Origin of the sequence: uncultured Xylophilus sp. (assembly GCA_913776965.1) — a bacterium.
Taxonomy (GTDB): domain Bacteria; phylum Pseudomonadota; class Gammaproteobacteria; order Burkholderiales; family Burkholderiaceae_C; genus Xylophilus.
The window spans coordinates 24,487-50,666 of sequence record CAJYQL010000015.1; the positions used below are offsets into that span (position 1 = coordinate 24,487).

The 26,180-nt window shown below is 70.8% G+C and carries 23 protein-coding genes; 9 read left to right on the forward strand and 14 right to left on the reverse strand.

Features of this window, described 5'->3' with window-relative positions:
- Positions 1-89: 89 nt before the first annotated feature.
- The 5 genes from ligA to QZ500_RS01695 form a co-directional block, all read right to left on the reverse strand.
- On the reverse strand, positions 90-2,156 hold the full coding sequence (ligA, locus tag QZ500_RS01675; protein WP_295850015.1) for an NAD-dependent DNA ligase LigA: 2,067 nt from the start codon (positions 2,154-2,156) through the stop codon (positions 90-92).
- 5 nt (positions 2,157-2,161) lie between these two features.
- The gene (locus tag QZ500_RS01680; RefSeq protein WP_295850017.1) at positions 2,162-3,220 is read right to left on the reverse strand and encodes a cell division protein ZipA C-terminal FtsZ-binding domain-containing protein; all 1,059 of its coding nucleotides are present in this window, start codon (positions 3,218-3,220) and stop codon (positions 2,162-2,164) included.
- 25 nt (positions 3,221-3,245) lie between these two features.
- Positions 3,246-6,764 carry a chromosome segregation protein SMC gene (smc, locus tag QZ500_RS01685; protein ID WP_295850019.1) on the reverse strand — a complete coding sequence of 1,173 codons (3,519 nt, stop codon included), beginning with the start codon at positions 6,762-6,764 and terminating at the stop codon, positions 3,246-3,248.
- Positions 6,765-6,925: 161 nt separating this feature from the next.
- A complete protein-coding gene (locus QZ500_RS01690) occupies positions 6,926-7,684 on the reverse strand; it encodes a sulfite exporter TauE/SafE family protein (protein ID WP_295850021.1) in 759 nt (252 codons plus the stop codon).
- Between the two features lie 109 nt (positions 7,685-7,793).
- A complete protein-coding gene (locus QZ500_RS01695) occupies positions 7,794-8,738 on the reverse strand; it encodes a TauD/TfdA family dioxygenase (RefSeq protein ID WP_295850023.1) in 945 nt (314 codons plus the stop codon).
- A 155-nt stretch (positions 8,739-8,893) separates the two neighbouring features.
- On the opposite strand from QZ500_RS01695, the gene QZ500_RS01700 reads away from it, so the two are divergent.
- From QZ500_RS01700 to QZ500_RS01715, 4 genes are read left to right on the forward strand one after another with little or no spacing between them, the layout of a single operon-like run.
- On the forward strand, positions 8,894-9,925 hold the full coding sequence (locus tag QZ500_RS01700) for a tripartite tricarboxylate transporter substrate binding protein (RefSeq protein WP_295850025.1): 1,032 nt from the start codon (positions 8,894-8,896) through the stop codon (positions 9,923-9,925).
- 40 nt (positions 9,926-9,965) lie between these two features.
- Positions 9,966-10,832 carry a TIGR00730 family Rossman fold protein gene (locus QZ500_RS01705; RefSeq protein ID WP_295850027.1) on the forward strand — a complete coding sequence of 289 codons (867 nt, stop codon included), beginning with the start codon at positions 9,966-9,968 and terminating at the stop codon, positions 10,830-10,832.
- Positions 10,833-10,836: 4 nt separating this feature from the next.
- A complete protein-coding gene (locus tag QZ500_RS01710) occupies positions 10,837-11,349 on the forward strand; it encodes a GAF domain-containing protein (RefSeq protein WP_295850029.1) in 513 nt (170 codons plus the stop codon).
- The gene (locus tag QZ500_RS01715; protein WP_295850031.1) at positions 11,346-11,741 is read left to right on the forward strand and encodes a response regulator; all 396 of its coding nucleotides are present in this window, start codon (positions 11,346-11,348) and stop codon (positions 11,739-11,741) included. The genes QZ500_RS01710 and QZ500_RS01715 overlap by 4 nt, the downstream gene beginning before the upstream one ends.
- 45 nt (positions 11,742-11,786) lie before the next feature.
- Here QZ500_RS01715 and QZ500_RS01720 read toward each other — a convergent pair whose 3' ends face one another.
- Genes QZ500_RS01720 through pncB form a run of 5 tightly spaced genes read right to left on the reverse strand, consistent with a single transcriptional unit; the run spans position 11,787 to position 18,031 of the window.
- The gene (locus QZ500_RS01720) at positions 11,787-12,974 is read right to left on the reverse strand and encodes an MFS transporter (protein ID WP_295850032.1); all 1,188 of its coding nucleotides are present in this window, start codon (positions 12,972-12,974) and stop codon (positions 11,787-11,789) included.
- On the reverse strand, positions 12,971-14,413 hold the full coding sequence (rmuC, locus tag QZ500_RS01725; protein WP_295850034.1) for a DNA recombination protein RmuC: 1,443 nt from the start codon (positions 14,411-14,413) through the stop codon (positions 12,971-12,973). Before rmuC ends, QZ500_RS01720 begins: the two co-directional genes overlap by 4 nt.
- On the reverse strand, positions 14,410-15,429 hold the full coding sequence (locus tag QZ500_RS01730; protein WP_295850036.1) for a D-glycerate dehydrogenase: 1,020 nt from the start codon (positions 15,427-15,429) through the stop codon (positions 14,410-14,412). The genes rmuC and QZ500_RS01730 overlap by 4 nt, the downstream gene beginning before the upstream one ends.
- Entirely contained in the window at positions 15,426-16,838 is a 1,413-nt protein-coding gene (locus QZ500_RS01735) for a sodium:proton antiporter (protein ID WP_295850038.1), read from the reverse strand. Before QZ500_RS01735 ends, QZ500_RS01730 begins: the two co-directional genes overlap by 4 nt.
- Complete coding sequence (gene pncB / locus QZ500_RS01740; RefSeq protein ID WP_295850041.1) at positions 16,835-18,031, reverse strand: nicotinate phosphoribosyltransferase; 1,197 nt, start codon at positions 18,029-18,031, stop codon at positions 16,835-16,837. Before pncB ends, QZ500_RS01735 begins: the two co-directional genes overlap by 4 nt.
- Before the next feature lie 274 nt (positions 18,032-18,305).
- On the opposite strand from pncB, the gene ggt reads away from it, so the two are divergent.
- Positions 18,306-20,273, forward strand: coding sequence for a gamma-glutamyltransferase (gene ggt / locus QZ500_RS01745; protein ID WP_295850060.1), 1,968 nt, complete (start codon positions 18,306-18,308; stop codon positions 20,271-20,273).
- 54 nt (positions 20,274-20,327) lie between these two features.
- Here the strand turns inward: ggt and QZ500_RS01750 are convergent, their stop codons facing one another.
- Entirely contained in the window at positions 20,328-20,777 is a 450-nt protein-coding gene (locus tag QZ500_RS01750; protein ID WP_295850044.1) for a thioesterase family protein, read from the reverse strand.
- A 199-nt stretch (positions 20,778-20,976) separates the two neighbouring features.
- Between QZ500_RS01750 and QZ500_RS01755 the strand changes: the two genes are divergently transcribed.
- Positions 20,977-21,552: a phasin family protein gene (locus QZ500_RS01755; RefSeq protein ID WP_295850045.1), complete on the forward strand. Its 576-nt coding sequence runs from the start codon at positions 20,977-20,979 to the stop codon at positions 21,550-21,552.
- 97 nt (positions 21,553-21,649) lie between these two features.
- On the opposite strand, the gene QZ500_RS01760 is transcribed toward QZ500_RS01755, so the two are convergent.
- Positions 21,650-22,543, reverse strand: coding sequence for a patatin-like phospholipase family protein (locus QZ500_RS01760; RefSeq protein WP_295850047.1), 894 nt, complete (start codon positions 22,541-22,543; stop codon positions 21,650-21,652).
- 116 nt (positions 22,544-22,659) lie between these two features.
- Here QZ500_RS01760 and QZ500_RS01765 point away from each other — a divergent pair, with 116 nt between their 5' ends.
- Both QZ500_RS01765 and QZ500_RS01770 read left to right on the forward strand, forming a co-directional pair.
- Positions 22,660-23,418 (forward strand): 3-hydroxyacyl-CoA dehydrogenase, encoded by a 759-nt coding sequence (locus QZ500_RS01765; RefSeq protein WP_295850049.1) that lies wholly within the window; start codon positions 22,660-22,662, stop codon positions 23,416-23,418.
- A 188-nt stretch (positions 23,419-23,606) separates the two neighbouring features.
- Positions 23,607-23,846, forward strand: a complete 240-nt coding sequence (locus QZ500_RS01770; RefSeq protein ID WP_295850050.1) for an HNH endonuclease — start codon at positions 23,607-23,609, stop codon at positions 23,844-23,846.
- Between the two features lie 15 nt (positions 23,847-23,861).
- Here QZ500_RS01770 and dmeF read toward each other — a convergent pair whose 3' ends face one another.
- Both dmeF and QZ500_RS01780 read right to left on the reverse strand, forming a co-directional pair.
- On the reverse strand, positions 23,862-24,860 hold the full coding sequence (dmeF, locus tag QZ500_RS01775; RefSeq protein WP_295850052.1) for a CDF family Co(II)/Ni(II) efflux transporter DmeF: 999 nt from the start codon (positions 24,858-24,860) through the stop codon (positions 23,862-23,864).
- Between the two features lie 29 nt (positions 24,861-24,889).
- Entirely contained in the window at positions 24,890-25,720 is an 831-nt protein-coding gene (locus QZ500_RS01780; RefSeq protein ID WP_295850055.1) for an IclR family transcriptional regulator, read from the reverse strand.
- A 93-nt stretch (positions 25,721-25,813) separates the two neighbouring features.
- Here QZ500_RS01780 and QZ500_RS01785 point away from each other — a divergent pair.
- On the forward strand, positions 25,814-26,180 hold a 367-nt coding region (locus QZ500_RS01785), incomplete at its 3' end, for a tripartite tricarboxylate transporter substrate-binding protein (RefSeq protein ID WP_295850057.1).

Below are 26,180 nucleotides of genomic sequence, written 5' to 3' on the forward strand. Positions count from 1 at the left end.
GCTCCATCTGCGGACGACGACGACAAACGCACGTCTTTACACGGGTAACGCTGGGTAAAGCTCCCGCCCGGCTTCCGTAAAGCGCCGGTCTAGCCGGGCAGCATCGCCAGCAGCCCTTCCTCGTCCAGCACCGCGATGCCGAGTGCCTGCGCCTTGTCGAGCTTGCTGCCCGCCTCCGCGCCGGCCACCACGTAGTCGGTCTTCTTGCTGACCGACCCCGCCACCTTGGCGCCGGCCGCTTCCAGCCGCTCCTTCGCGTCCTCGCGCGACAGTGTCGGCAGCGTGCCGGTCAGCACGAAGGTCTTGCCGGCCAGCGGCAGTGCGGTACGTTCGGCGGGCGGTCCTTCGGGCCAGGCGATGCCGCAGGCGCGCAGCTGCTCCACCACCTCGCGGTTGTGCGGCTGGTCGAAGAAGGTGCGCAGCGCGGTCGCGACGATCGGGCCGACGTCGTCCACCTCCAACAGCGCCGCCTCGTCCGCGTCCATGATGGCGTCGAGGCTCCCGAAATGCCGTGCCAGGTCCTTCGCAGTGGCCTCGCCGATATGGCGGATGCCGAGGCCGTAGAGGAAGCGCGGCAGCGTCGTCTGCTTCGACGCTTCCAGCGCCGCCACCAGGTTGCCGGCGGATTTCTCGGCCATGCGGTCGAGCGCGGCCAGCGTCGTCAGGCCGAGCCGGTACAGGTCGGGCAGCGTGCGGATCGTGCCGCTTTCCACCAGCTGGTCGACCAACTTGTCGCCCAGGCCCTCGATGTCCATCGCGCGGCGCTGCGCGAAATGCAGGATCGCCTCCTTGCGCTGGGCCGCGCAGAAAAGGCCGCCCGAGCAGCGGTGGTTGACCTCGCCCGGCTCCCGCACCACGTCGCTGCCGCAGACCGGGCAATGGCGCGGCATGCGGAAATTCGGCACGTAGGGATGGCGCGGCCGCTCGGTCGCGAGCGTGCCCACCACCTCGGGGATCACGTCGCCGGCCCGGCGCACGATGGCCGTATCGCCGATCCGCACGTCCTTGCGGCGCAGCTCGAACAGGTTGTGCAGCGTGGCGTTGGTGACCGTCACGCCGCCGACGAACACCGGCGCGAGCCGTGCCACCGGCGTCAGCTTGCCGGTGCGGCCGACCTGCACGTCGATGCAGGCGACGGTCGTCATCTGCTCCTGCGCCGGGTACTTGTGCGCCACCGCCCAGCGCGGCTCGCGCGACTTGAAACCCAGCTGCAGCTGCAGCGCCCGGTCGTCCACCTTGTAGACGACCCCGTCGATGTCGAACGGCAGCCCGTCGCGCGCCGCGGCAATCTTCGCGTGGTACGCGGCCAGCGCTTCCGGCCCCGCGGCGACGGTCCGGTCGTCGTTGACCGGCAGGCCCATCGCGGCAAGCGCGTCCAGGGTGCCGCTGTGCGTCGGCGGCGGCGCCCAGCCGTCCACCTCGCCCAGGCCGTAGGCATAGAAATCCAGCGGCCGCTGCCGCGCGATGGCGGAGTCGAGCTGCCGCACCGCGCCGGCGGCGGCGTTGCGCGGATTGACGAAGGTCTTGCCGCCGGCCTCGCGCTGGCGGTCGTTGAGTGCGTCGAAGGCCGCCCGGCGCATGAACACCTCGCCGCGCACTTCCAGCACCGCCGCGGTCACCCGCTTGAGGCGCTTCGGAATCGAGGCGATGGTGCGGATCGTGTGGATCACGTCCTCGCCGATCTCGCCGTCGCCGCGGGTGGCCGCCTGCACCAAGTGGCCGGCCTCATAGCGCAGGTTGATCGCCAGGCCGTCGAACTTCAGCTCGCAGCAATACGCGACCGCCGGGGCGTCCGGCGGCAGCTTCAGCTCCTTGCGCACCCGGGCGTCGAAGGCGGCGGCACCGGCGGGGGTGGTGTCGGTTTCGGTGTGGATCGACAGCATCGGCACCGCGTGGCGCACCGCCACCAAGCCTTCCTGCACGCCGCCGCCGACCCGCTGGGTCGGCGAATCGGGCGCGATCAGGTCGGGGTGCAGCGCCTCCAGTGCCTGCAGCCGCTGGAAGGCGCGGTCGTATTCCGCGTCGGGCACGGAGGGCGCGTCCTGCACGTAGTACTCGTGCGCCCAAGCGTCGATCCGGCGGCGCAGCGCTTCGATTTCGATAGCTGGAGACGCAGCACCGGCGGGCGCGGAGCCCGATTTTTCATGCGAAGTCATGGCGGTCAGCCGAACAGGCGCCGGGCCTGCAGCGAGCCGGCCGACAGGTCGCGGGCGTCGAGCGTGTCGTAGAGCTTTTCCAGGTCGGCGCCGATCGTGTCCATCGCTTCCTCGCGCAGCGGCCGGCCGTTCTGGTCGGCGACCACGCCGTCCATCGTCTGGGCGAGCGCTGCCGAGATTTCGCGCAGCCGCGCGAAGGCCCGCTCCTCACGCTGCACCTGGGCGACGTCGAGGCTCAGCACCACATCGCGGATCGCCGACTGCGCCGGGTCGTCCGCCAGGGCCGCCTGGGTGTCGAACGACAGGGTCAGCACCGGCGGCAGCCCGGGCGTGGCCGCCGGCAGCGCCATCCGGCCGGGGATCGCGCCGGCCGCGAAACCGAGCCGTGCGGCGTTCTGCTGCACGTAGCCGGGGCTCCAGGCGGCGGCGCGGGCGCGCAGCACGAAGGCGAGTTGCGCGTCGTGGTCGCTCGCGAACTGGTCGAGCTCGCGGGCCCGCGCGACTTCGTGGCGCATGTCCGGGAAATCGGTCGAGGCGTTCAGGGCGTCTGCGAACGCCTGCGTCTTCATCACGAACTCGGAATACTCGATGTCGTTGAGCGGGCCGGTCCGGTTGGCCAGCTGCACGCCCGCCTGGAAGGCGCGGTAGCGCTGGCCGGCGACCGGCATTTCCCACTGACTGGTCGCATCGTTCAGCCCCTCGATCGCGAACGGCTTGCTGCCCGCGCGGCGGGTCTTGGGCAGGGCGGCCAGCGCGGCATCGCCCGACACCAGGTGGTCGAGCGCCAGCGGCGCGATCACGTCGATCAGCGGGTCGAGGCCGGGGCGGCGTTCGCCGGTCGTCGCATGGCCGAAGGCCGGGTCGGTGGCGCCGACGACGGGCAGCGCCTCGCCGTCGAAGCCGGGTTCGCGGCGCTCGGCGGCGCCGGCGGCGGCGGCTTCGTCCTCGGCGACCGGTTCGGCCTGCTTCGGGGTGTTGCGCCGCGAGGTCCAGGCGCTGTGGGCGACGATGGCGGCGAGGACGACGCCGCCGGCCATCGCCAGGCTCATCTGCAAGGTGCTCATGGTCGGGTTCCTTCGGAGGGATGGGTCAGGCGGCTTCGGCCATCGTGAGGGCGGACTCCATGTCCACCGCGACGATGCGCGAGACGCCCTGCTCCTGCATGGTGACGCCGATCAGCTGCTCGGCCATCTCCATCGCGATCTTGTTGTGGCTGATGAACAGGAACTGGGTGCCCTGCCGGCTCATGGCGCTCACCAGCTTGGCGTAGCGCTCGGTATTCGCGTCGTCCAGCGGCGCATCGACCTCGTCGAGCAGGCAGAACGGCGCCGGATTCAGCTGGAAGATGGCGAAGACCAGCGCGATCGCGGTCAGCGCCTTCTCGCCGCCCGACAGCAGGTGGATCGTCTGGTTCTTCTTGCCCGGCGGCTGCGCCATCACCTGCACGCCGGCGTCCAGCACTTCCTCGCCGGTCATCATCAGCTTGGCGTTGCCGCCGCCGAACAGCTCGGGAAACATGCGCCCGAAATGCCCGTTGACGACGTTGAAGGTGCCGACCAGCAGCTCGCGCGTCTCGGCGTCGATCTTGCGGATCGCGTCCTCCAGCGTGTTCATGGCTTCCGTCAGGTCGGCGGTCTGGGCGTCGAGGAAGGTCTTGCGCTCGCGGGCCGTCCCCAGTTCCTCGAGTGCGGCCAGGTTCACCGCGCCGAGCGCCGCGATCTCGCGGTGGCCGCGGTCGATCTCGCCCTGTAGGCCGGTGGCGCGCACGTTGCCGTCGGCGATGGAACGCGCCACCGCGTCCAGGTCGGCCTGGGCGTCGGTCAACAGCGTGGTGTACTGCTCCAGGCCCAGGCGCGCGGCCTGTTCCTTCAACTGGAATTCGGTGATGCGCTGGCGCAGCGGGTCGAGCGCGCGTTCGAGCTGCAGCCGGCGTTCGTCGCTGGCGCGCAGCTTGGCGGTCAGGTCGTCGTATTCGCTGCGCTGGGCGCCCAGCGTGGCTTCGCGCTCGGCCTTCAGTTCCAGTGCGGCCTGCAGACCGCCCTGCGCCGCCGCGTCGGACAGGCGCGCCTGCTCGTCCTGCGCGCGCTGCTGCTCGTCGGCGAGTGCGCGCGCCTGCTGCACCGCGGTGTCCACCGCACGGCCGAGTTCGGCCCGGCGCGAGGCCAGGCTGCGCTGGGCGAAGGTCGCCTCCTGCGCCTGCCGCTCCAGCGAGCGCTGCTGCTCGCGGGCCTCGTTCAGCCGGCGCTCGGCGTCGATCACCTTCTCGTCGAGCTGGGCATGGCGCTCCTGCGTGTCGGCCAGCTGCATGTCGAGCTCCTCGAACCGCGCCTCGGCCACCACCCGGCGCTCCTGCAGGTCTTCCAGCGCCGCATCGACCTCGGCCAGATCGCCGGCGATCTGCTCGCTGCGGGCGCGCGCCTGCTCGGCCAGTTGGGCGAGCCGCAGCGTCTCGACCTGCAGCTCGTGCGCGCGGGACTGGCTCTCGGTGCTCTCGCGGCGGGCGGCCACCAGGCGCTGCGAGGCGTCGGCATAGGCCGCCTCGGCCCGCACCAGCGCGGCGCGGGCTTCCTCGGCGATGAAGGCCTGCGCCTTGGACTGCTTGTCGAGGTTCTCGATCTCCTGCGCGCGTGCCAGCAGGCCGGCCTGCTCGGAATCGGGCGCATAGAAGCTGACGCCGTGGGCGGTGACCGCATGGCCGGCGGTCACGTAGATCGTCTCGCCGGGCTGGAGGCGGTCGCGCTGGGCCAGCGCCGCCTCGAAGCTCTCGGCGGTGTAGCAGCCGTGCAGCCAGCCGGCGAGCAGCGCGCGCGGGCCGGCATCGTGCAGCCGCAACTGGTCCACCAGCCGGGGCAAGGACGCAGCGGGTTCAGCGCCGGCCGCGACGGGCGGGCTGTAGAAGGCCAGCCGCGCCGGCGGTGCGTCGCTGCCGAAGGCCCGCACCGTCTCCAGGCGCGAGACTTCCAGCGCACCCAGCCGTTCGCGCAGTGCTGCCTCCAGCGCGCTTTCCCAGCCGGGCTGGACCTGCAGCCGGGTCCAGAGCGCGGCCAGCCCGTCCAGGCCGTGCTTCGCGAGCCAGGGCCGCAGCTTGCCGTCGGTGCGGACTTTCTCCTGCAGCGCCTTCAGCGCCTCCGTGCGGGCCGACAGGTCGGCCTGCTTCGCCGATTCGGCATTCACCGCCTGCTGGCGGGCGCGCCGGTCGTCGTCGAGCTGCGGCACCGATTCCTGCAGGTCGTGCAGGCGGGCGGCGGCTTCCTCGGCGGCTTCGCGGGCGGCGTCGAGCTGTTCCTGGAGGTTGCGCAGCCGGACCTCGTCCGGCGCGGCCAGCGCGTTGCGGTCGGCGGTCAGCCGCTCGCGGCGCTGCTGCAGCTGGCGCGACTGCTCCTCCACGTTGCGCTGCTCGGCGGCCAGCACCTGGATCTGCTGCTGCACCTGGGCGACCGTGCCGCGCTGCTCGTTCGCGCGCTGCTGGGCCTGCCGCAGCGCATCCTCGCGGTCGGGCAGCAACTGAGCCTGTTCCTCGACCTGGGCGGCCAGGATTTCGGCGCGCTCCTCGGCGTTCTCGCCCTGCTCGGCCAGCGTCTCCAGCTCGATCTCGGCCTCTTCGCGGCGGGCGGCCCACTGGCCGAGCTGTTCGCGCAGCGTGGCGAGCCGCAGCTCTACCCGCTGCCGGCCTTCTACGACGAAGCGGATCTCGGCTTCCAGCTTGCCGACTTCGGCGCTCGCTTCGTAGAGCAGGCCCTGCGCGCGGTTCACCTGGTCGCCGGCGGCGTAGTGGGCCTGGCGAATGGTTTCCAGGTCGGCTTCGAAATGGCGCAGGTCGGCGATGCGCGACTCCAGGTCGTTCACCGCGCGGTCGGCCTCCGCCTTAATGCGCGCCTGGTCGGCCTCGCTTTCGGCGCGCTTCAGGAACCACAGCTGGTGCTGGCGCAGCGTGACGTCGGCCTGCAGTCGGTTGTACTTCTGGGCGACCTCGGCCTGCTTCTCCAGCTTCTCGAGGTTGCTGTTGAGTTCGCGCAGGATGTCCTCGACCCGGGTCAGGTTCTCGCGGGTGTCGGACAGGCGGTTCTCGGTCTCGCGGCGGCGTTCCTTGTACTTGGAGACGCCGGCGGCCTCCTCCAGGAACAGGCGCAGCTCCTCCGGCCGCGATTCGATGATCCGGCTGATCGTGCCCTGGCCGATGATCGCGTAGGCGCGGGGCCCCAGGCCGGTGCCGAGGAACACGTCCTGCACGTCGCGGCGGCGCACCGGCTGGTTGTTGATGAAGTAGCTGCTGGTGCCGTCGCGGGTCAGCACCCGCTTGACCGCGATCTCGGTGAAGCGACTCCAGGAGCCGCCGGCACGGTGGTCGCCGTTGTCGAACACCAGCTCCACGCTAGAGCGGCTGGCCGGCTTGCGGTGGGTCGTGCCGTTGAAGATCACGTCCTGCATCGACTCGCCGCGCAGCTCGCTCGCCTTGGATTCGCCCAGCACCCAGCGCACCGCGTCCATGATGTTGGACTTGCCGCAGCCGTTGGGCCCGACCACCCCGACCAGCTGGCCGGGCAGCAGGAAGTTGGTCGGCTCGGCGAACGACTTGAAGCCGGAAAGCTTGATGGAATTGAGGCGCACGGGTCGTCGGACGGCGAAAGAAGGCGGGCGCGCTGCGGCGCCGGCGAAGAGCGGACGATGATAAACCGTGCCCTGGAGGCCTCTGCAACCGGCGGCATCCGAGGCGAATCGGGCCCTGGCGCCCGTCCCGCCTGCGCACCCAGCTATCGAAAGCGTAGCATCTAGCCGCCGGCGCGGGCCAGCAGCACTGGCAGCGATGCGACCAGCAGCGCGATGCCGGAGCAGGTCAGCAGGCCCAGCACAATGCGCCGGAAGGCCAGGTCGCTCAGCCCGGTGTAGAGCCGGCCGCCCATCAGCACCGGCACCGCCATCGCGGCCGCCACGATGCCGAACTGCGGCAGCATCTGCACGGTCGCCAGCCCGCGGCCGAGGTAGACCACGAAGGTGACGGCCAGCATCGCGAGGTTGAAGTTCTGCACGATGCTGCGCTGCGCATCCTTGGGCAGGCCGCGCAGGGTGCACCACAGGGTCGGAATCGTGCCGGTGAAGCCGCCGAGCGCGCCCATCGCGCCGCCCAGCACGCCGACCGCACCGTCGGCCACGCGGCCGGTATCGGGGATGCGCGGCAGCCTGGCGGCGAACAGCATCGCCGGGCACCAGACCACCAGCAGCCCGCCGAGCAGGCAGCGGAACAGCGTCTGGTCCACCCGCGCGAGCAGCCAGAGCCCGAGCGGAATGCCGGCCACGCCGCCGGCGAGAAACGGCCACAGCCGCCGCAGGTCGAATCCGCGGCGCACCGTGACCGCCGCGATCACCTGCCCGGTCAGCGACCCGAACACCGACAGCGCCGCGGCGAGCGCCGGCTCCAGCGTCCAGGCCCAGACCGACATCGCGGTCATGCCGAAGGCGAAGCCGGACAGGCCCTGCACGAAGCCGCCGAGCGCGGCGCCGAGGGCGATGACAAAGAATGGGGAGTCCATGCGCGACGGAGGCTGTGGCGGGCGCGCCATCCTAGACGCATCGCCGCTCTTCGCCATGCGCCGTGCGCCGCGTCAAGGCCGGCGCGGTGCCGACCGACACGCGGGGCGCTCAGTCCTCCAGCGCGCGCGCCGCGGTGATCGGGTCGCCCTCCAGCGCGACCGACGCCCGGCCGTCCGGCCCGACCGGCGGTTCGCCGCCGAGCGTGACGCGGTAGAGCTGCCGGTCGAATTCGGTCGCGAACACGTCCTGCGGCGCGAGGTGGGCGGTGGCGCGGTTGTCCCAGAAGGCGATCGAGCCCGGCTCCCACTTGAAGCGCACGGTGAATTCGGGCCGCACGCTGTGCTCGAACAGCAGTTCCAGCAGGACCTGGCTCTCGCGCGGCGCGAGCCCGACGATGCTCTGCAGGAAGGTCGGGCTGATCAGCAGCGACTTCTCGCCGGTCTCCGGGTGGACGCGCACCAGCGGATGCTCGGTCAGCAGCGGCCGGCGGCGCACCTTGTCCTCGAACAGGCTGCTCGCGGTTGCGCCCTGCGGCGCGGTGAACCGGTGCAGGCCGCGCAGACCGTCGACGAAGGCGCGCAGCGGTGCCGACAGTTCGCGGTAGGCGACTTCCAGGTTGGTCCACTGCGTGTCGCCGCTGTAGGGCGGGATGGTCACGCCGCGCAGGATCGACGCCGCCGGCGGATTGACCGCCGCCGTCACGTCGGTGTGCCAGCCGCTCCAGGGTCGGATGTTCGCCGGGCCCGAGAAGCGCACCTGCTTGCGGTTGCGGCCGACCGAGTAGATCTCCGGGTATTCGGCATCCGAGCCGAACACCGGATGGCCGACCGTCGGCTCGCCGAACTGGCGGGCGAAGGCGACTTGCTGCGCATGGTCGAGCGGCTGGTCGCGGAAGAACACCACCTTCCACTGCAGCAGCGCGGCGCGGATCGCCGCGACCTGCTCTGCGGGCAGTGGCTGCGACAGGTCGACGCCGTGGATCTCGGCACCGATGTGGGCCGACAGGGGCCGCACGTCGACCGCGTGCGGGGAGGTTTTCAGGACTGCGCTCATCGGGTGTCTCCGGATGGGAAAGGGATGCCCGGCATTGCAGCACCGCAGCCGCCGCGCCGATGCGCGTTTTCCGGATAAGGATGGACGGAATGCGTCGTTCGGCCGGCGCGGGTTGCTTCCTAGACTGGGTTTTCGTTCCCGACCCGTCTGCTGCCATGCCCGTCACGTCCTCCTCCACCCCCTTCACCCTCAGCCGCCGCGGTGCCCTGCGCACCGCTGCCGGCGCGGCGCTGGCCGCCTGCGGCGCCGGTTCCGCGCGGGCTTCCGGCGGCGGCTGGTCCCCGGCCGACCGGGTCGACTACATCGTGCCGTCGGGCGCCGGGGCGGCGCTCGACATGGCGGCGCGGCGGCTCGGCCAGATCCTGGAGGCGCAGAAACTCGCGAAGTCGATCGTGGTCAGCAACAAGGCCGGCGGTGCCGGCCAGCTGGCCCTGCACGTGCTGCAGCAGAGCGCGGGCAACGGCAATGTGCTGTCGAGCCTGTCGTCGAGCTTCCTGACCGGTCACGCGACCGGCACGCTGTCGGCCCGGATCGCCGACTTCACGCCGGTCGCGATCCTGGTGGACGAGTTCGTCACCGTCGCGGTCCGCGCCGACTCGCCGATCCGCGATGCCCGCGACCTCGCGGCCCGGCTGCGGCAGAACCCGCAGGCGCATAGCATCGGCGTCGCGTCGTCGCTCGGCAACCACATCCACATCGGCATCGCGCGGCCGTTGAAGCTCGGCGGCGTGGACGTCGGCCGGCTGACCGTCGCGCCGTTCAAGTCATCGGCCGAGTCGATGAACGCGCTGCTCGGCGGCCACATCGACGTGGTGTCGAGCTCCACGCCGAACGTCATCGCGCACCTGAACGCCGGCCGCATCCGGGTGCTGGCCGTCGACGCGGCGGACCGGCTGGGCGGCGCACTGGCCGCCGTGCCGACCTGGCGCGAGCAGGGCTTCGACGTGGTCGGCGTGTCGTCCCAGGGCATCCTCGCGCCCAAGGGCATCCCGCCTGCCGCGCTCGACTACTGGGTGCGGGCGCTGCGGACCGCCACCCGCACCCCGGAGTGGAAGGAATTCGTCGCCACGAACCAGCTGCGCGAGCACTTCGTGGCGGGCGCCGATGCGGCCGGCTACCTCGACCGCCAGTACGGTGCGATGACGGTGGCGCTGCGCGACCTGGGCCTGCTCGACCGGACCGCCTGAGCGCGCGAAAACCGTCATCGCCATCCCGTACGATGGCGGGATGGATTCCACCCACAACCTCAACGACGACCGGATCGCCGATGCCTGGGCGACCCTCCGTGCCCATTCCGACAGCGGCAACGCCCTGCACCCCGAGGCCTACCGGCTGGCCTTCGCCGATCCCGAGTTCCTGACCCGCCGCGAGACGCGCGGCGTGCGCATGCAGCTGGAGATGCTCAAGCCCGACCTGGACCAGGACGCGCAGCGCATTCAGAACACGATCGTGGTCTACGGCAGCGCCCGCTTCCTGCCGCCGGATGAAGCCGCCGCACTGCTCGCCGCCGCCGAGACGGCCGGCGATGCCGAGGCGATCGCCTTCGCACAACTGAAGGTGAAGAACGCGCGCTACTACGAACAGGCGCGCCTGTTCGCCCGCCTCGTCGCCACCGACAGCCAGGCGCGGCCGGAGGACGAGCGGCTCTACATCTGCACCGGCGGCGGTCCCGGCATCATGGAAGCCGCCAACCGCGGCGCCCACGAAGCCGGCGCGCTGAACGTCGGCCTGAACATCGCGCTGCCGCACGAGCAGAGCGGCAACCGCTTCATCACGCCCAGCCTGTCGTTCAAGTTCCACTACTTCGCGCTGCGCAAGATGCATTTCATGATGCGCGCCAAGGCGCTGGTCGCCTTCCCGGGCGGCTTCGGTACCCTCGACGAACTGTTCGAGGTGCTGACGCTGGTGCAGACGGGCAAGAGCAAGCGGGTCCCGATCGTGCTCTTCGGCAAGGAGTTCTGGAGCCGGCTGATCGACTTCAACTGGCTGGTGGAGGAAGGCACGATTTCCGCGGCCGACCTGAAGCTGTTCCACCTGACCGACGATCCGCAGGACGCCTGGGACACGATCCAGGCCTTCTACCGGCTGGACTGACACCATGACGCCCGCACCGCTGCCCCCCGACGAGGATGCCCGGCTCGCGGCGCTGCGCGCCCTGCTGGTGCTCGACACGCCGCCCGAGGAGCGGTTCGACCGCGTGGTGCGTTTCGCGGCCGAGCAGCTCGACATGCCGATGGCGCTGGTGAGCCTGGTGGACGGCGACCGGCAGTGGTTCAAGTCGCGCATCGGCATCGACGCGCCGGAGAGCCCGCGCGACATCGCGTTCTGCGCGCACGCGATCCTGCAGCCCGAGACCTTCGTGGTCGAGGATCTGCAGCAGGACCCGCGCTTCGCGGACAACCCGCTGGTGACGGGCGCGCCGTATGCCCGGTTCTACGCCGGGGCGCCGCTGTCGGCGCCGGGCGGCGAGCGCGTCGGCACGCTGTGCGTGCTGGACCACAGGCCCCGCACGCTCGGCCCGGTCGAGCTGGCGGTGCTGGAAGCGTTGCGCACGCTGGTGAACGAGGCGCTGGTCGGCCGGGACGAGGCCGATGCGGGAGATGCGCCATGACCGCCGCACCGACCCTGCCGAACATGCTGCTGGTCGAGCCGCAGTTCGTCATGCGCCGCACGATGGTGACGGTGGGCCGCGAGCTGCGGATCGTGGATTTCCAGGAGGCGACCAGCGTCGCGCGGGCGCAGGCGCTGCTGGAAAGCCGGCGCTTCGGCGGGCTGGTGCTGGACATGGGCGACGGCCCCGAGGCGCTGGCGCTGCTGGAGCAGTTGCGGGCCGGCATGTTCCCGAGCCCGGCAGACCTGCCGGTGATCGCCCTCACCTACGTACCGCCGCCCGCAATGGTGGCGAGCCGGCTCGCCGGCTTCGAGCCGCGGCATACGCTGCGCAAGCCGTTCAAGGTGGGCGAACTGCTGGAGTCGGTCGCCGCGATCCGTGCTGCGGGCTGACCGGGCCACCTGCGCCACAGCCCTGCGCGCAGGAGCGGCTGCGGTTCAGTCCGCCTTCGGTGCCGGAGCGCTGCGGGCCAGACCCCGCGCCGCGCGGCTGCCCCAGCCCACCCCGGCCCCGACGATCCAGAACAGGCCCGAGATGCCGATCAGCGCGCCCGCCGCGCCGAAGACGATCGGCACCGCGACGCTCGACGCGTTGATGCACATCAGCCGCAGGCCGAGCGCCTCGCCCTGCCGCTCGGCTGGCGTGATGTGGTGCAGCATGCTCATCACCATCGGCTGCACCGCGCCGAGCGCGAAGCCGAGCAGCACCGAGCAGACGCCCATCAGGAGCGGCGTCGGCATCAGCGGGTAGACCACGAAGATCGCGGCCGTCGCCAGGGTGGACACCGCGATCACGTCGCGCTCCTCCCGGCCGGCTGTGAGCACCGGCAGCACGATCCTGATCAGCGCGGCGGCGATCGCGAACGCCCCCAGGATCGACCCGATGGTCGAGGCCGACAAACCCCGCGCATGGCCGAGCAGCGGCACCGCGAACGCATGCACGTCCCAGCTGGAGGACTGCAGCCAGTTGCAGAACAGCAGCCGGCGGAACATCGGCGCCTGCAGCAGGTCCCAGGCGCGGGGCGGCACGCCGGTCGCCGCGGGCGGCGGAGGCTGCCGCACCTCGGTCACGCCGCGGATCATCAGCCAGCCGGCCAGCGGCAGCAGCGCCATCACGACGAACGCGATGCGGAAACCCCACAGGTCCTGCGGCGCACTGCCGGCATGGTCGATGAGCAGTCCGGCGGCGAACGGGCCGACGAAGTTGCCGGCCGCCGGCGCGATCGCCAGCCAGCTGAACGCCTTGCGCAGCGCGGCCGCGCCTTGGGCGGCGCGGCCGACGTGCCGCTGCAGCGCGATCACGGTGGTGCCGGTGCCGGCACCGCTCATCAGCGCCGCAAGGCAGAAGCTCGCATACACCGGCAGCACCGCCGCCAGCGCGCAGCCGGCCACGGTGACCAGCACTGCGAGCGTGACCGGGTGCCGCACCCCGTGCCGGTCGGCGAACCTCCCGGCTGGCAGCGCGAGGAACACCTGGCTGAGCGCGAACAGCGCGACCAGCACCCCGACCGACGCCGCGCTGTGGCCCTGCTGCAGGGCCAGCAGCGGCACCGTCAGCCGGGCGCCGGCCATCGCCGAATGAATGAACACCTGCGCCGCGATCACCCGGCCGATCTGCAGGCTCATGGCAGCAGCCGCGCCTGCGGCTCGGCGTCGGGTTCGGCCGGCGCGAGCGCATCGGGCAGCGCGCCTTCCAGCGCCTGCGGCGACAGCGACTTGGTCGGCTTCACGCCCAGGTCGCGCAGCCGTTCGGCCTGGGCGATGGCATTACCGCGCCCCGCCTTCAGGCGCTTGAACGCGTCGCCGTACGACTTTTGCGCGCTGTCGAGCGAACGGCCGATGCCTTCCAGGTCGGCGACGAAGGCCGCCAGCTTGTCGTAGAGATCGGCGCCGCGGCGGGCGATCTCCTGTGCATTGCGATTCTGCTGCTCCTGCCGCCAGAGGTGCGCCACCGTCCGCACCACGAACAGCAGCGTGGACGGGCTGACCAGCAGCACGTTGCGCCGCCAGGCGTCCATGAACAGCTGGTCGTCGGCCGCGACGGCCAGCATGAAGGCGGGCTCGACCGGCACGAACATCAGCACGAAGTCGAGCGTCTTCAGCTGGTAGAGCTGCTGGTAGTTGCGCGCCGACAGCTGCGCGATGTGCGTCTGGATCGACAGCACATGCCGCCGCTGCGCCGCGGCGCGCTGCACGTCGTCGGTCGCCCGGACGCATTCCTCGTACGCCACCAGCGAGACCTTCGCATCGACCACCAGGGTGCGATCCTCCGGCAGGTGCACCACCACGTCGGGCTGCGCCCGGCTGCCGTCCTCGCGGGTGAAGCTCTGCTGCGTGTGGTATTCCACGCCGCGGCGCAGGCCGGCGGACTCCAGCACCCGCTCCAGGATCAGCTCGCCCCAGTTGCCCTGGGTCTTCGACGAGCCCTTGAGGGCCTGCGTCAGGTGCCGCGCCTCGTCGCTCAGCACTTGGTTGAGCTGCATCAGCTGCACCACCTGCTGCGCGAGCGCCGAGCGCTCCTTGCCTTCGGTGTCGTAGTACTGCTCGACCCGGCCCTGGAACTCCTGCAGGCGGCTGCGCAGCGGATCGAGCAGCTGGCCGAGCTGCGCCTGGTTCTGCTCGGTGAAGCGGCGGCTCTTGTCCTCCAGGATGTCGTGGGCGAGGCTGCGGAACTGGTGCGCCATGCCTTCGCGCGCTTCCTGCAGCAGGGCGATCTTGTCCTCGGCCTGCGCACGCTCGGCGTCGAGTTGCGTGCCCAGCGTCGCGATGCGGGCGCGGGCGTCGTCCAGTTCGTCGCGCAGCCGGTCGGCCTGCGCACGCTGCTGCTGGCCCTCCTCCTGCAGCCGGGTGCGTTCCACCGCCAGGCCGCGCAGCCGCTCCTGCAGCGTCGCCTGTTCGGCCTGGGCCGCCGCGCGCGCCTGCCCCACGGCCGCATCGACCAGCGCATCGGTGCCGGCACCGGCGCTGCGGCGCGCCAGCCACCAGCCGACCGCGAGGCCGGCCAGCGCCGCCAGCAGCACCACTACGCCGACGATCCCGGCGCCGGCTGCCGCCCCCTCGTTCAAGCCGCGCCCTTCGCTACTGATTTAGTAGCACCATCCGCAGGTGGGATGGGCGTCACAGGCCCTTTTCCTTCCAAAAACGCGATCAGATTGTCTGCCGCCAGCGTCGCCATCGCGCGCCGGGTGGCGATGGTGGCGCTCGCGATGTGCGGGGTGAGCACCACGTTGTCGCAGGCCAGCAGGTCCGGATGGACGCGCGGCTCGCCCTCGAAGACATCTAGGCCGGCGGCGGCGATGCGGCGTTCGCGCAAGGCGGCGGCCAGCGCCGCGTCGTCCACGATGCCGCCGCGCGCGATGTTGACGAGCGTGGCGGTCGGCTTCATCAGCGCCAGCTCGGCCGCGCCGATGGTGTGGTGCGACTCGGCGCTGTACGGCACCACCAGCACCACGTGGTCGGCGGTGCGCAGCAGTTCCTCCTTGCCGACGTAGCGCGCCCGGCATTCGGCCTCCAGCGTCGGCGCCAGCCGCGAGCGGTTGTGGTAGATCACGTCCATGCCGAAGCCGTGGGCGCCGCGGCGGGCGATGCCCTGCCCGATCCGGCCCATGCCGATGATGCCGAGCGTGCTGCCCGAGACCTCGGTGCCGGCGAACATGTCGTAGCGCCAACGCTTCCATTCCCCGCGGCGCAGATAGTGTTCGCTCTCCGTGATGCGGCGGGCGGTCGCCATCAACAGCGCGAAGCCGAAGTCGGCCGTCGTGTCGGTCAGCACGTCGGGCGTGTTGGTCGCGACCACGCCGGCCGCCGCCATCGCATCCACGTCGAAGTTGTTGTAGCCGACCGCCATGTTGGCGCAGATGCGCAGGTCCGGGCAGGCCGCCAGCAGCGCGGCGTCGATGCGCTCGCTGCCAGTGGTCAGCGCGCCGGCCTTGCCCTGCAGCCGCGCCTGCAGTTCGGCGGGGCTCCACGGATCGTCCGCCTCGTTGGCCTCGACCTCGAAGTGGTCGGCCAAGCGTGCCAGGGTTTCGGGGAAAACGGCCCGGGTGACCAGGACGGCGGGCTTGCGCGAAGGTGCGTTCATGGGCGGAAGAAGACGAAGGTGACGAGCAGAAAGAGCGGCAGCAGCACGCCGCAGGACCAGGCCATGTAGCCGAAGAAGCCGGGCATCGGGATGCCGCGGTCGACCGCGATCGCCCGGACCATCAGGTTCGGGGCGTTGCCGATATAGGTGAGCGCGCCCATGAACACTGCGCCGGCGGAGATCGCGGCGAGCGTCGGTGCGAGCGTGGTGGTCAGCGCCGGCACGTCGCCGCCGGCGGTGTGGAAGAAGACGAGGTAGGTCGGCGCGTTGTCCAGGAAGCCGCTCAGCAGGCCGGTCGCCCAGAAGTACAGCGCCGGATCGGGCTGGCCGTCGGGCCGGGTCACGGCGGCGACGTCCGCGCCGAACGGCCCGCCCGCGCCGGCCTGCAGCATCGCGATCACCGGCGCGATGGTGACGAAGATGCCGGCGAAGAGCTTGGCGACCTCGGCCATCGGCGCCCAGGCGAAACGGTTGGCCTCGTGCACCGTGCGCGGCGTGATCGCGAGCGAGACCAGCGTGACCGCGACCAATCCGGCGTCGCGCAGCAGCGATGCGGCCGACACCGGGACGCCCGCGACCGTGAAGGCCGGCGCGCGGGTCCACAGCCCGCTCATCAGCACCAGCGCGACGACGGCGCCGAGCAGCGCGAAGTTGCGCGCGCCGTCGATGCCGATGCGCTGCGTGTCCGGCGTCGGGTCGCGCAGCAGCGTGCCTTCGCGGCGGTAATAGGCGCGGTCCAGCAGATGGAAGATCGCCAGCAGCGACCCCACCAGCAGCAGCGTGTGCGGCCACAGATGCACCAGCGGCCAGAAGAACCCGACGCCCTGCAGGAATCCGAGGAACAGCGGCGGGTCGCCGAGCGGCGTCAGCGCGCCGCCGGCGTTGCAGACGATGAAGATGAAGAACACAACGACGTGCACCTGGTGGCGCCGGTTGTCGTTGGCGCGGATCAGCGGCCGCAGCAGCAGCATCGCCGCGCCGGTGGTGCCCATCACGCTGGCCAGCACCGCGCCGGCCGCGAGCAGGCCAGTGTTCAGCCCGGCGCTGCCGTGCAGGTTGCCGCGCAGGTAGATGCCGCCCGACACGGTGAACAGCGCAGTCAGCAGCACGATGAACGGCAGGTACTCGGCCAGCAGCGCATGCAGCACGACGCCCGCCGCTGCGCCCGCGCCTGCCACGGCAGCGAAGGGCAGGAGAAACGCCAGCGCCCAGGCCGCCGCGATCTTGCCGAAGTGGCGGTGCCAGAAGCCCGGCGCCGCCAGCGGCACCAGCGCGATCGACAACAGCAGGCCCGCGAACGGCAGGGCCCAGGTGCGCGACAGCGCGGCACCGTCGATCTCCGCCGCACCAGCCAGCAGGGGCAGCAGCCCGGTCGCCGCGCCGCAGGCGATCGTGCGCGCAATCTTCATGCCGCCGGCGGGATGTCGAACACCTGCCGCAGGTAAGCGAGGTATTTCTCGTCGTCGCACATGCCCTTGCCCGGCGTATCGGACAGCTTCGCCACCGGCTGCCCGTTGCAGCGGACCATCTTGATGACGATCTGCAGCGGCACATGCTCGGGCGGGTCGCCCAGGTCGTTGGTCAGGTTGGTGCCGACGCCGAAGGCCAGCTGGCAGCGGCCGTGGAACTGCCGGTAGAGCGCGATGGTGCGCGGCACGGTCAGCCCGTCGCTGAAGATCAGCGTCTTGGTGCGCGGGTCGCAGCGGTTCTGGGCGTAGTGCGCCAGCATTCGTTCGCCCCAGCTGAACGGGTCGCCGCTGTCGTGCCGCGCGCCGTCGAACAGCTTGCAGAAATACATGTCGAAGTCGCGCAGGAAGGCGCTCATGCCGTAGACGTCCGACAGCGCGATGCCCAGGTCGCCGCGGTATTCCTTGGCCCAGGTCTCGAAGCCGAACACCTGGCTGTCGCGCAGCCGCGGGCCGAGCGCCTGGCAGGCCTGCAGGTACTCGTGGGCCATGGTGCCCAGCGGTGTCAGGCCGTGCTTCATCGCGTAGAGCACGTTGCTGGTGCCGGCGAACTGCCCGTCGGCGCCGGTCCCGAGCCGGCTCGCCAGCACCCGCAGCACCTCCTCGTGCCACGACCGGCTGAAGCGCCGGCGGGTGCCGTAGTCGGCGATCTTCAGCGCCTGGAGGCCGTCGCCCTGCAGCGCGTCGATCTTCCGGTCCAGCCGCGCACGGCCGGCGGCGAAGTCGGGAGTCGGGCGGGTGTTGCGGAAATAGACCTCGTTGACGATCGCCAGCACCGGGATCTCGAACAGGATGGTGTGCAGCCACGGCCCCTCGATCGCGATGTCGATGTCGCCGGAGTCCAGCGCGGTGACGGTGATGTTGCGCTCGTTGAGCTGGAACAGGCCGAGGAAATCGACGAAATCGCTTTTGATGAAGCGCATCGACCGCAGGTAGGCCAGCTCGTCCTCCTGGAAGCGCAGGCGGCACAGCGCGCGGATCTCGTCGCGGATCTCGTTGGCGAACGGTGCCAGCGCCACGCCCGGGTTGCGGCACTTGAAGCGGTACTCCGCATGCGCGCCCGGAAACTGGTGCAGCACCACCTGCATCATCGTGAACTTGTACAGGTCGGTGTCGAGGAGGCTGGAGATGATCATGGCGGGGCGCGCGGCCGAAGCCGGCGGTGCGGGCGAGCCGTCCATTGTGCCTCGCCGGGGTGCGCGGCTCCGGGCGGCCGCCGATCCGGGGTTGCGCTGTCCCCCTCCGGACGCGCCGCGGGCCGGTCCGGCGTTCGCCCGCTGTCGGCGACGGTTCCGGCGGCGTATGCTGCGCCGGTGCCGACCGGGCACGTCCCCCTCATTCGCCGGAGATCCTTCCATGTCGCCCTCCTCCTCGCCCCCCCTGCCAACCGCAGCACCTGGCCGCGTCTCGATGCTGCCGCCGAAGGCGCTGCCTTTGTTCGCCGCCCTGCTGCTCGCCGGTTGCGGCGGCGGGGGCGGTGATACCGTCGCGGCCGACACGACCGCCGGCGCCTGCGCGCTGTCGACCACCAGCGGCGGCAGCGTGGTGGTCGGTTCGGGCCTGGCCGGCGACCCGGCGGCGCCGGAGCCGGCCTCGGGCTACATGACCGGCAAGCGCGCCACCTATGCGCGCAGCTACATGGTGACCACGGCCAACCCGTTCGCCTCGAAAGCCGGCTGCGAGGTGCTGCGCAGCGGCGGCAATGCAGCCGATGCCGCGGTCGCGGTGCAGGCGGTCCTCGGATTGGTGGAACCGCAATCGTCCGGCCTCGGCGGCGGTGCCTTCATGCTGTATTACGACGCGGCCCGTCAACGGGTGCAGGCCTACGACGGCCGCGAAACGGCGCCCGCCGCCGCGACCGAGAACTACCTGCGCTGGGTCAGCGACACCGACCGCACCGCGCCGCTGCCGACCGGCGCACGGGCCAGCGGCCGTTCCATCGGCACGCCCGGCGCAGTGCGCATGCTCGACCTCGTCCACCAGGACCACGGCCGGCTGCCCTGGCGCGATCTGTTCAACCCGGCGATCACGCTCGCCAACGACGGCTTCCGCATCAGCGGCCGGCTGGCCGCCGCGATTGCCGGCAGCGCCAACGACCTCGCCCACGACAGCGAGGCACGGGCCTACTTCCTCAACGCCGACGGCTCGCCCAAGGCACTCGGCACGGTGCTGCGCAACCCGGCCTATGCCGGCACCCTCACCACGATCAGCACCCAGGGTGCCAATGCGTTCTACACCGGCCCGGTCGCGCAGGGCATCGTCGACAAGATCCGCGTGACCAGCGGCGGCACGCCCGCGGTCGCGATCACGCCCGGCCTGACCACGCTGGCCGACCTGGCCGGCTACCAGGCGAAGCGCCGCGACCCGGTCTGCACAACCTACCGGTCGTACTGGGTGTGCGGCATGTCGCCGCCGTCGTCCGGCGGCATCGCGGTCGCGCAGTCGCTCGGCATCCTGGAGAACTTCGACATGGCAGCCTACAAGCCGACGGGCATCGACCTGGAAGGCGGCAAGCCGACGGTGCTCGGTGTGCACCTGGTGAGCGAAGCCAACCGCCTCGCCTACGCGGACCGCGACAAGTACGTGGCCGACACCGACTTCATGCCGCTGCCCGGCGGCAGCACCGCGGCGATGCTCGACAAGAACTATCTGAAGGCCCGGGCCTCGCTGATCAGCACCAGCCGCAGCATGGGCACCGCGCAGCCGGGCGTGTTCGGTACCGCGCCACTCGGCCGCACCTCGGTCAACGAGAACGGCACCACCCACTTCACCATCGTGGACCGCCAGGGCAATGCGCTGTCGATGACCACCACGGTCGAAGCCAGCATGGGCTCGTTCCACATGACCCAAGGCTTCCTGCTGAACAACCAGCTGACCGACTTCTCCGCCACGCCGACCGACAGCGCCGGTCTGCCGGTGGCCAACAAGGTGGAGCCGGGCAAGCGGCCGCGCAGCTCGATGGCACCGACGCTGGTGTTCGCGAAGAGCGCTGACGGCGGCATCGGCAACTTCGTGCTGGGCACCGGATCGCCGGGCGGCGCCACCATCATCCAGTACGTCACCAAGACGCTGGTCGGGGCGCTGGACTGGGGGCTGAATGCGCAGCAGGCGACGTCGCTGGTCGACTTCGGCGCGGCCAACAGCCCGACCACCAACGTCGGCGGCGAGCATCCGCGGATCGACACTTCCAACGGCGGCAACAACGACCCGCTGATCACCGGCCTGCGCGCGCTCGGCCACACGGTCTCGACCGCGGCCCAGTCGAGCGGCATCGCGACGATCATTCGCATCCCGTCGAGCGCCGGTACCGCTATCTACGAAGGCGGCGCCGACCCGCGGCGCGAGGGCATCGTGCTGGGCGATACCTTCACGCCCTGACAGCACACGGCGAGACGGCGGGACCGGAAGCGCCGGCCGCCCTCTGCCGACGGGTCAGGCCTGCAGCGCTTCGAGAACGGTTCGAAGTGCGGGGGGCAGCGCCACCGGCCGGCGGGTGAGCCGGTCCACGTAGACGTGGACGAAGTGCCCGCAGGCCGCGGTCTGCACCTCGCCTTCCGCGAACAGGCCGATCTCGTAGCGCACGCTGGAACTGCCGATCCGGCCGACCCGCAGGCCGGCCTCGATGTTCTGCGGGAATGCGAGCGGTGCAAAGTAGTGGCACTGGGTCTCCACCACCAGGCCGATCGTCGTGCCGTGGTGGATGTCCAGCGCGCCTTCGGCGATCAGGTGGGCATTCACCGCGGTGTCGAACCAGCTGTAGTACACGACGTTGTTGACGTGGCCGTAGATGTCGTTGTCCGCCCACCGGGTACCAATGGTGCGGAAGGCGCGGTAGGCGCTGCGGGGTTCGGCGGAAGGCCGGCCGGAAGGGGTGGCGTGCATGAGCGTCGATTCTGCCCACTCTCCTTTGTCACACCTGATACGCCCGGTTATGCGTCATTTTTGCTGCACCGCAACAAAAAGCTTGCTCTTGGTGTACGACTGACGAATAATGACGTTCATGCTGCACTGCAACATGAGTGGTTGGATGCAGCGAGCCGGCCCGTCTGGGCCCCGTTCATCTCAACAAAAGGAGTTAGACATGTCCGTTACCGCTGAACAAATCCTCGCCGCACACAAGGCCAACATGGAAACCCTCTTCGGCCTGACGTCGAAGGCTTTCGAAGGCATGGAAAAGCTGGTCGAGCTGAACCTCACCGCTTCCCGCGCTGCACTGTCGGATGCCGCCGAGCACACCCAGGCCGTGCTGAGCGTCAAGGACGCACAGGAACTCGTCGCGCTGCACGCCGGCATGCTGCAGCCGCTGGCCGAGAAGACCGCCGCCTACAGCCGTCACCTGTACGACATCGCTTCGGGCACCGGCGCCGAATTCGGCAAGGCGATGGAAGGCAAGACCGTCGAAGCCCAGAAGGCTTTCGCCGGCATGGTGGACAATGCCGCCCGCAACGCACCGGCCGGTTCCGAAACCGCCGTCGCCGTGATGAAGAGCGCTGTCGCTGCCGCCAACAACGCATTCGAATCGGTGCAGAAGGCTGTCAAGCAGGCGTCCGAAGTCGCCGAAGCCAACTACAACGCCGTGTCCGCCAGCGCCGTGAACGCCGCTCGCAACACCAGCAACGCCGCAGCCTCCACCGCTGCTGCCGCCCGCAAGCGCTGATCGCCCGCCGCACCGCTCGTGCGGTGCGCGGTCCGACCGCTGAGATAAACACAAGCCCGGCACTGCCGGGCTTTTGTGCGTCTGGCCCCGCCTGCGCTCAGCGCGTCTTGGCCTCGATCGCCGCGCGCAGTGCCGGCAGCGCCGCTTTCATCGCGGCGCGCCCAGCCTCGATCGATTTCAGCCGTGCACCGAAGTCGGCGCTACCCACGCCCGCGAGGGCCGGACGCACCACCACATCGGCCTCGCGCAGCTCGAAGTGGTTGATGCTGCGCGCCATGATCGCGAAGGTCTGCAGCAGGATGCGCAGCGCATCGCCGACGGCATTGCCCTCGGGTGCGCTGGAGATATCGACCGCGATGACCACGCCCGCGCCCATCTCCCGGGCGTAGCGCACCGGCACCGGCGACACCAGGCCTCCGTCCACATAGTCCCGTCCGCCGATCGTCACCGGCTGGAAGACCGAGGGCACGGCGCTGGATGCGCGCACGGCGGTTCCCGTACTGCCGCGCCGCAGCAGCATGCCCTGGCCGTTCGCCAGATCGGTCGCAACGACACCCAGCGGCATCGGCAGCTGCTCGATCGGCCGCTGGCCGACCTGCTCGTTCACATAGCGTGCCAGCGCCTCCCCGCGCAGCATGCCCCGGCCGAAAAACGGCACGGTCCAGTCGGTGAGCGCAGCCTCCTCCATCGCGACGGCGGCGCGCTGCAGCTGCGCACCGGTGCGGCCGCTGGCATAAAGCGCAGCGACCAGGCTCCCGGCCGATGTGCCGGCGACGACGTCGGCGCGGATGCCAGCCTCCTCCAGCACCTGGATCACCCCGATGTGCGCGAACCCCCGGGCTGCGCCGCCGCCAAGGGCGAGGCCGATCTTCGGTGCTGTCCGGACCGCCTGAGTTGCAGTGACCGGTGCCGGCGCGGGCGGAGCAGACGAGCAGGCGACCAGTGCAGCAGCCGCGGCACAGGCGATGAATCGGAAAGGCGAGCAGGACATGAAAGTGCGACGACAGGGGGGGGCGAAAGGCGCCGGATTATCGGGGTCGGACCCGATCGCCGACCGCCGGCACGCCGCCATAATTGACGTTTACGTCAACGTCATAAGGCACTTTCATGGACATCGCAGGCAAGGTTTTCATCGTCACCGGCGGAGCCTCCGGGCTGGGCGAAGGCACGGCGCGCATGCTGGCGGGCGCGGGTGGCACGGTGGTGATCGCCGACCTGCAGGCCGAGCGGGGCGAGGCGCTGGCGGCCGAGCTGGGCGGTGCCTTCGTCCGCTGCGATGTGGCGTCTGAAGAGGATGGGCAGGCCGTGGTCGCCCGGGCGACGTCGCTCGGCATGCTGGCGGGCCTGGTGAACTGCGCCGGCATCGCCCCGGCCGAGAAGACGGTCGGCAAGAACGGCCCGCACGGGCTGGCGCTGTTCAGCAAGACCGTGATGGTCAACCTGGTCGGCAGCTTCAACATGATCCGGCTCGCCGCCGATGCGATGGCCCGCAACGCGCCGGAGCCGACCGGCGAGCGCGGCGTGCTGATCTCCACCGCCTCGGTCGCCGCCTACGACGGGCAGATCGGCCAGGCGGCCTACAGCGCCTCGAAGGGCGGCATCGTCGGCATGACGCTGCCGATCGCCCGCGACCTAGCGCGCAGCGGCATCCGCAACATGACGATCGCGCCCGGCATCTTCGGCACGCCGATGCTGTTCGGCATGCCGCAGGAGGTGCAGGACGCGTTGGCTGCCGGCGTGCCCTTCCCCTCGCGGCTGGGCACGCCGCAGGACTATGCGCGGCTGGTGCGCCACATCCTGGAGAACGACATGCTCAACGGCGAGGTGATCCGGCTCGACGGCGCGATCCGGCTGGCGCCGCGCTGAATCGGCGGCCTCTTGGCTGCCCAAGGCCTTTCCGCGGCGGGAATGTCCCACGCGTCGTGGGGTTTGAAACCGGACGGATGCGCACTGCGTAATGGCCGGATATCCACTGGAGTCTTGCCATCCCGATCCGCCACCGCATCAGCCCCGATACCGTCCGCGCCTTCCTGCACTACGCTCCGGACACCGGCTTGTTCCACTGGCTGCGCGACCGGCCCCGCGCCCGGGCCGGTGCGCAGGCCGGCACGGTCAACGACGAGGGCTACCTCAGCATCGTCGTGCGCGGCACGCCCTGCCTCGGCCACAACCTCGCCTGGCTGTTCACCCACGGAGACTGGCCGCCGGCGCGGCTGGAACACCTCAACGGCGACACCCTCGACAACCGGATCGGCAACCTGCGTCTGCGCCCGCCCCTGCCGCCGACGACCTGAAGGCCCGCTCGCCGGTCACACCGGCGTGGGTGCCAACGCGGGGTTGATCTCCACGCTCACGTGCACGATCTCCTCGTGCACCGACAGCAGTCGGCGCACGTCGTCCGCCGAGAGCGGACCGTCGGCCGTCAGCGACAGGATGCACGCGTAACTGCCCTTGCCGACCCGCCAGACGTGCAGGTCGTCGATGCGCACCGGCACCGGGCCGTCGGCCAGCGCTTCGCGGATTTCCTGCACCACCGGCGCATCCATCTCGGCGTCGATCAGCACCCGGCCCGACGTGCGCAACAGGCCAATCGCCCAGCCGCCGACGAGGACCGAGCCGGCCAGTCCCACCGCCGGGTCGAGCCAGTCGGCACCCCAGAGCTTGCCGCCGAACAGCGCGGCGATGGCCAGCACCGAGGTCGCGGCATCGGCCACGACATGCAGGTAAGCGGCGCGCAGGTTCAGGTCGGCATGGCTGTGCGCATGCGCCGCATGGTCGTGCTCGTGGTGGGCGTGACCGTGGCCGTGCTCGCCATGGTGATGGCCGTGCGCATGCCCGCCGCGCAGCAGCCACGCACAGGCCAGGTTGACCAGCAGACCCACCACGCCGATGGCGATCGCCTGGTCGTACTGGATGCGCGCCGGCGTCAGCAGCCGCTCGCCGGACTGCACCACCATCGCCGCCGCGACCAGCAGCAGCAGGATCGCGCTGGTATAGCTTCCGAGCACCTCGATCTTCCAGGTACCGAAGTTGAAGCGCCGGTCGCCAGCCCAGCGCCGTGCCGCGGCGTACGCCCCGGCGGCCAGCCCCAGCGCCAGCACGTGCGAGCCCATGTGCCAGCCGTCGGCCAGCAATGCCATCGAGTGGTAGTACCAGCCGCCTGCGATCTCCACCACCATGGTCACGAAGGTCAGCAGCACCGCCAAGCGGGTGTTGCGCTCGGCCAGCGGATTGCCCTGGTCGAAGACGTGCGAATGCTGGCGGCTGGCAGGCGTGCCTGGCGGGAAAACGGGCGGCGTGGAAGGCATGCAGCGACTGTACGCCGCGCGCGCGGCCCTCAGCGTGCCGGAAGGTGACCGAGCTGCGTACTGGCGAGTGCCGCTTCGCGCATCACCGTGGCGGCGATCCGGCCGTCCGCGGCGGGGTCGAAGCCGCCGGTCGCGCCGAGAGAGGTCAGCACCGCGCAGGGCCGACCGGTGTGGTCGAACAGCGGAGCCGCGACCGCGCTGATGCCGCGCTGATACGTATCGCGCACCACTGCGCAGCCGGCCGCCTGTACCGCACGCCGCAGTGCGCCGAGCGGATCGGCCGCGTCCAGCGTCGCCAGCGCCTCGGCCGGCGACGTGGCCAGCTCTTCCTGGGCCAGCGCCCGCACCTCGGACGAGTCGAGCAGACCCAGGAAGGCGCGGCCGGTGGCCGACCAGACGAGCGACAGCACCGAGCCGACCCGTACGTTCACCGTGACCGGCAGGCCCGATTCCTCGAAGCGCACGATGGTCGGCCCCTTGTTGCCCATCACCGCGATGAACGAGGTGGCGCGCAGTTCGTCGCGCAGCCGCTGCAGCGATGCTTCGCTGACCCGGATCGGATCGGCCTGGCGCATGGCGGCGAGGCCGATGTGGATCGCCTCCGGCCCGACGTAGTACTGCTGCGAGCCGCCGTCTTGCGCGACGAGTCCTTCCTGCTGCAGGCTCGCGAGGTAGCGGTGGACCTTGGCCGGACTTTCGCCGACATGCGCCGCCAGCGCCGTGAGGCTCGCGCGGCCGCCGAGGCGCGCCAGGCCCTTCAGTACCGCCAGCCCGGTTTCGGCCGCCTGCACCCGCTGCCGGCGGCCGCGGTCGCCACCGGCGGGCGATGGCATTTCTGGCATGGGGCGGGCGTCGGTCATGGACGCACTGTAGAGCCAACCGGTTCAGGGTTTGCCCTCTGGAAATTACGCATTGCGTATGTAGATTACGCGCACACAGTTTCCGGAGACACGATGATCGCCAACCTCACCCGCCGCGCACTCGCGGTTGCCCTGCTCGCTACCACCGCCGGCGCCATGGCGCAGACTTTCCCGGCCAAGCCGGTCCGCTGGATCGTCCCGTACGCGGCCGGCGGCGGCAGCGACTTCCTGGCCCGCACCATCGGGCAGACTTGGTCCACCCAGGTCGGTCAGCCGGTGCTGGTGGACAACAAGCCCGGCGGCAACACGGCGCTCGGCGCTGCCGAGACGGCCCGTGCCGCGCCCGACGGCTACACCGTGATGTCGGCCGACAACGGCACGATGGTGTTCAACCCGGCCCTCTACAAGAACCTGTCGTACAGCCCGACCCGCGACCTGGCGCCGGTCACGCTGATGGGCA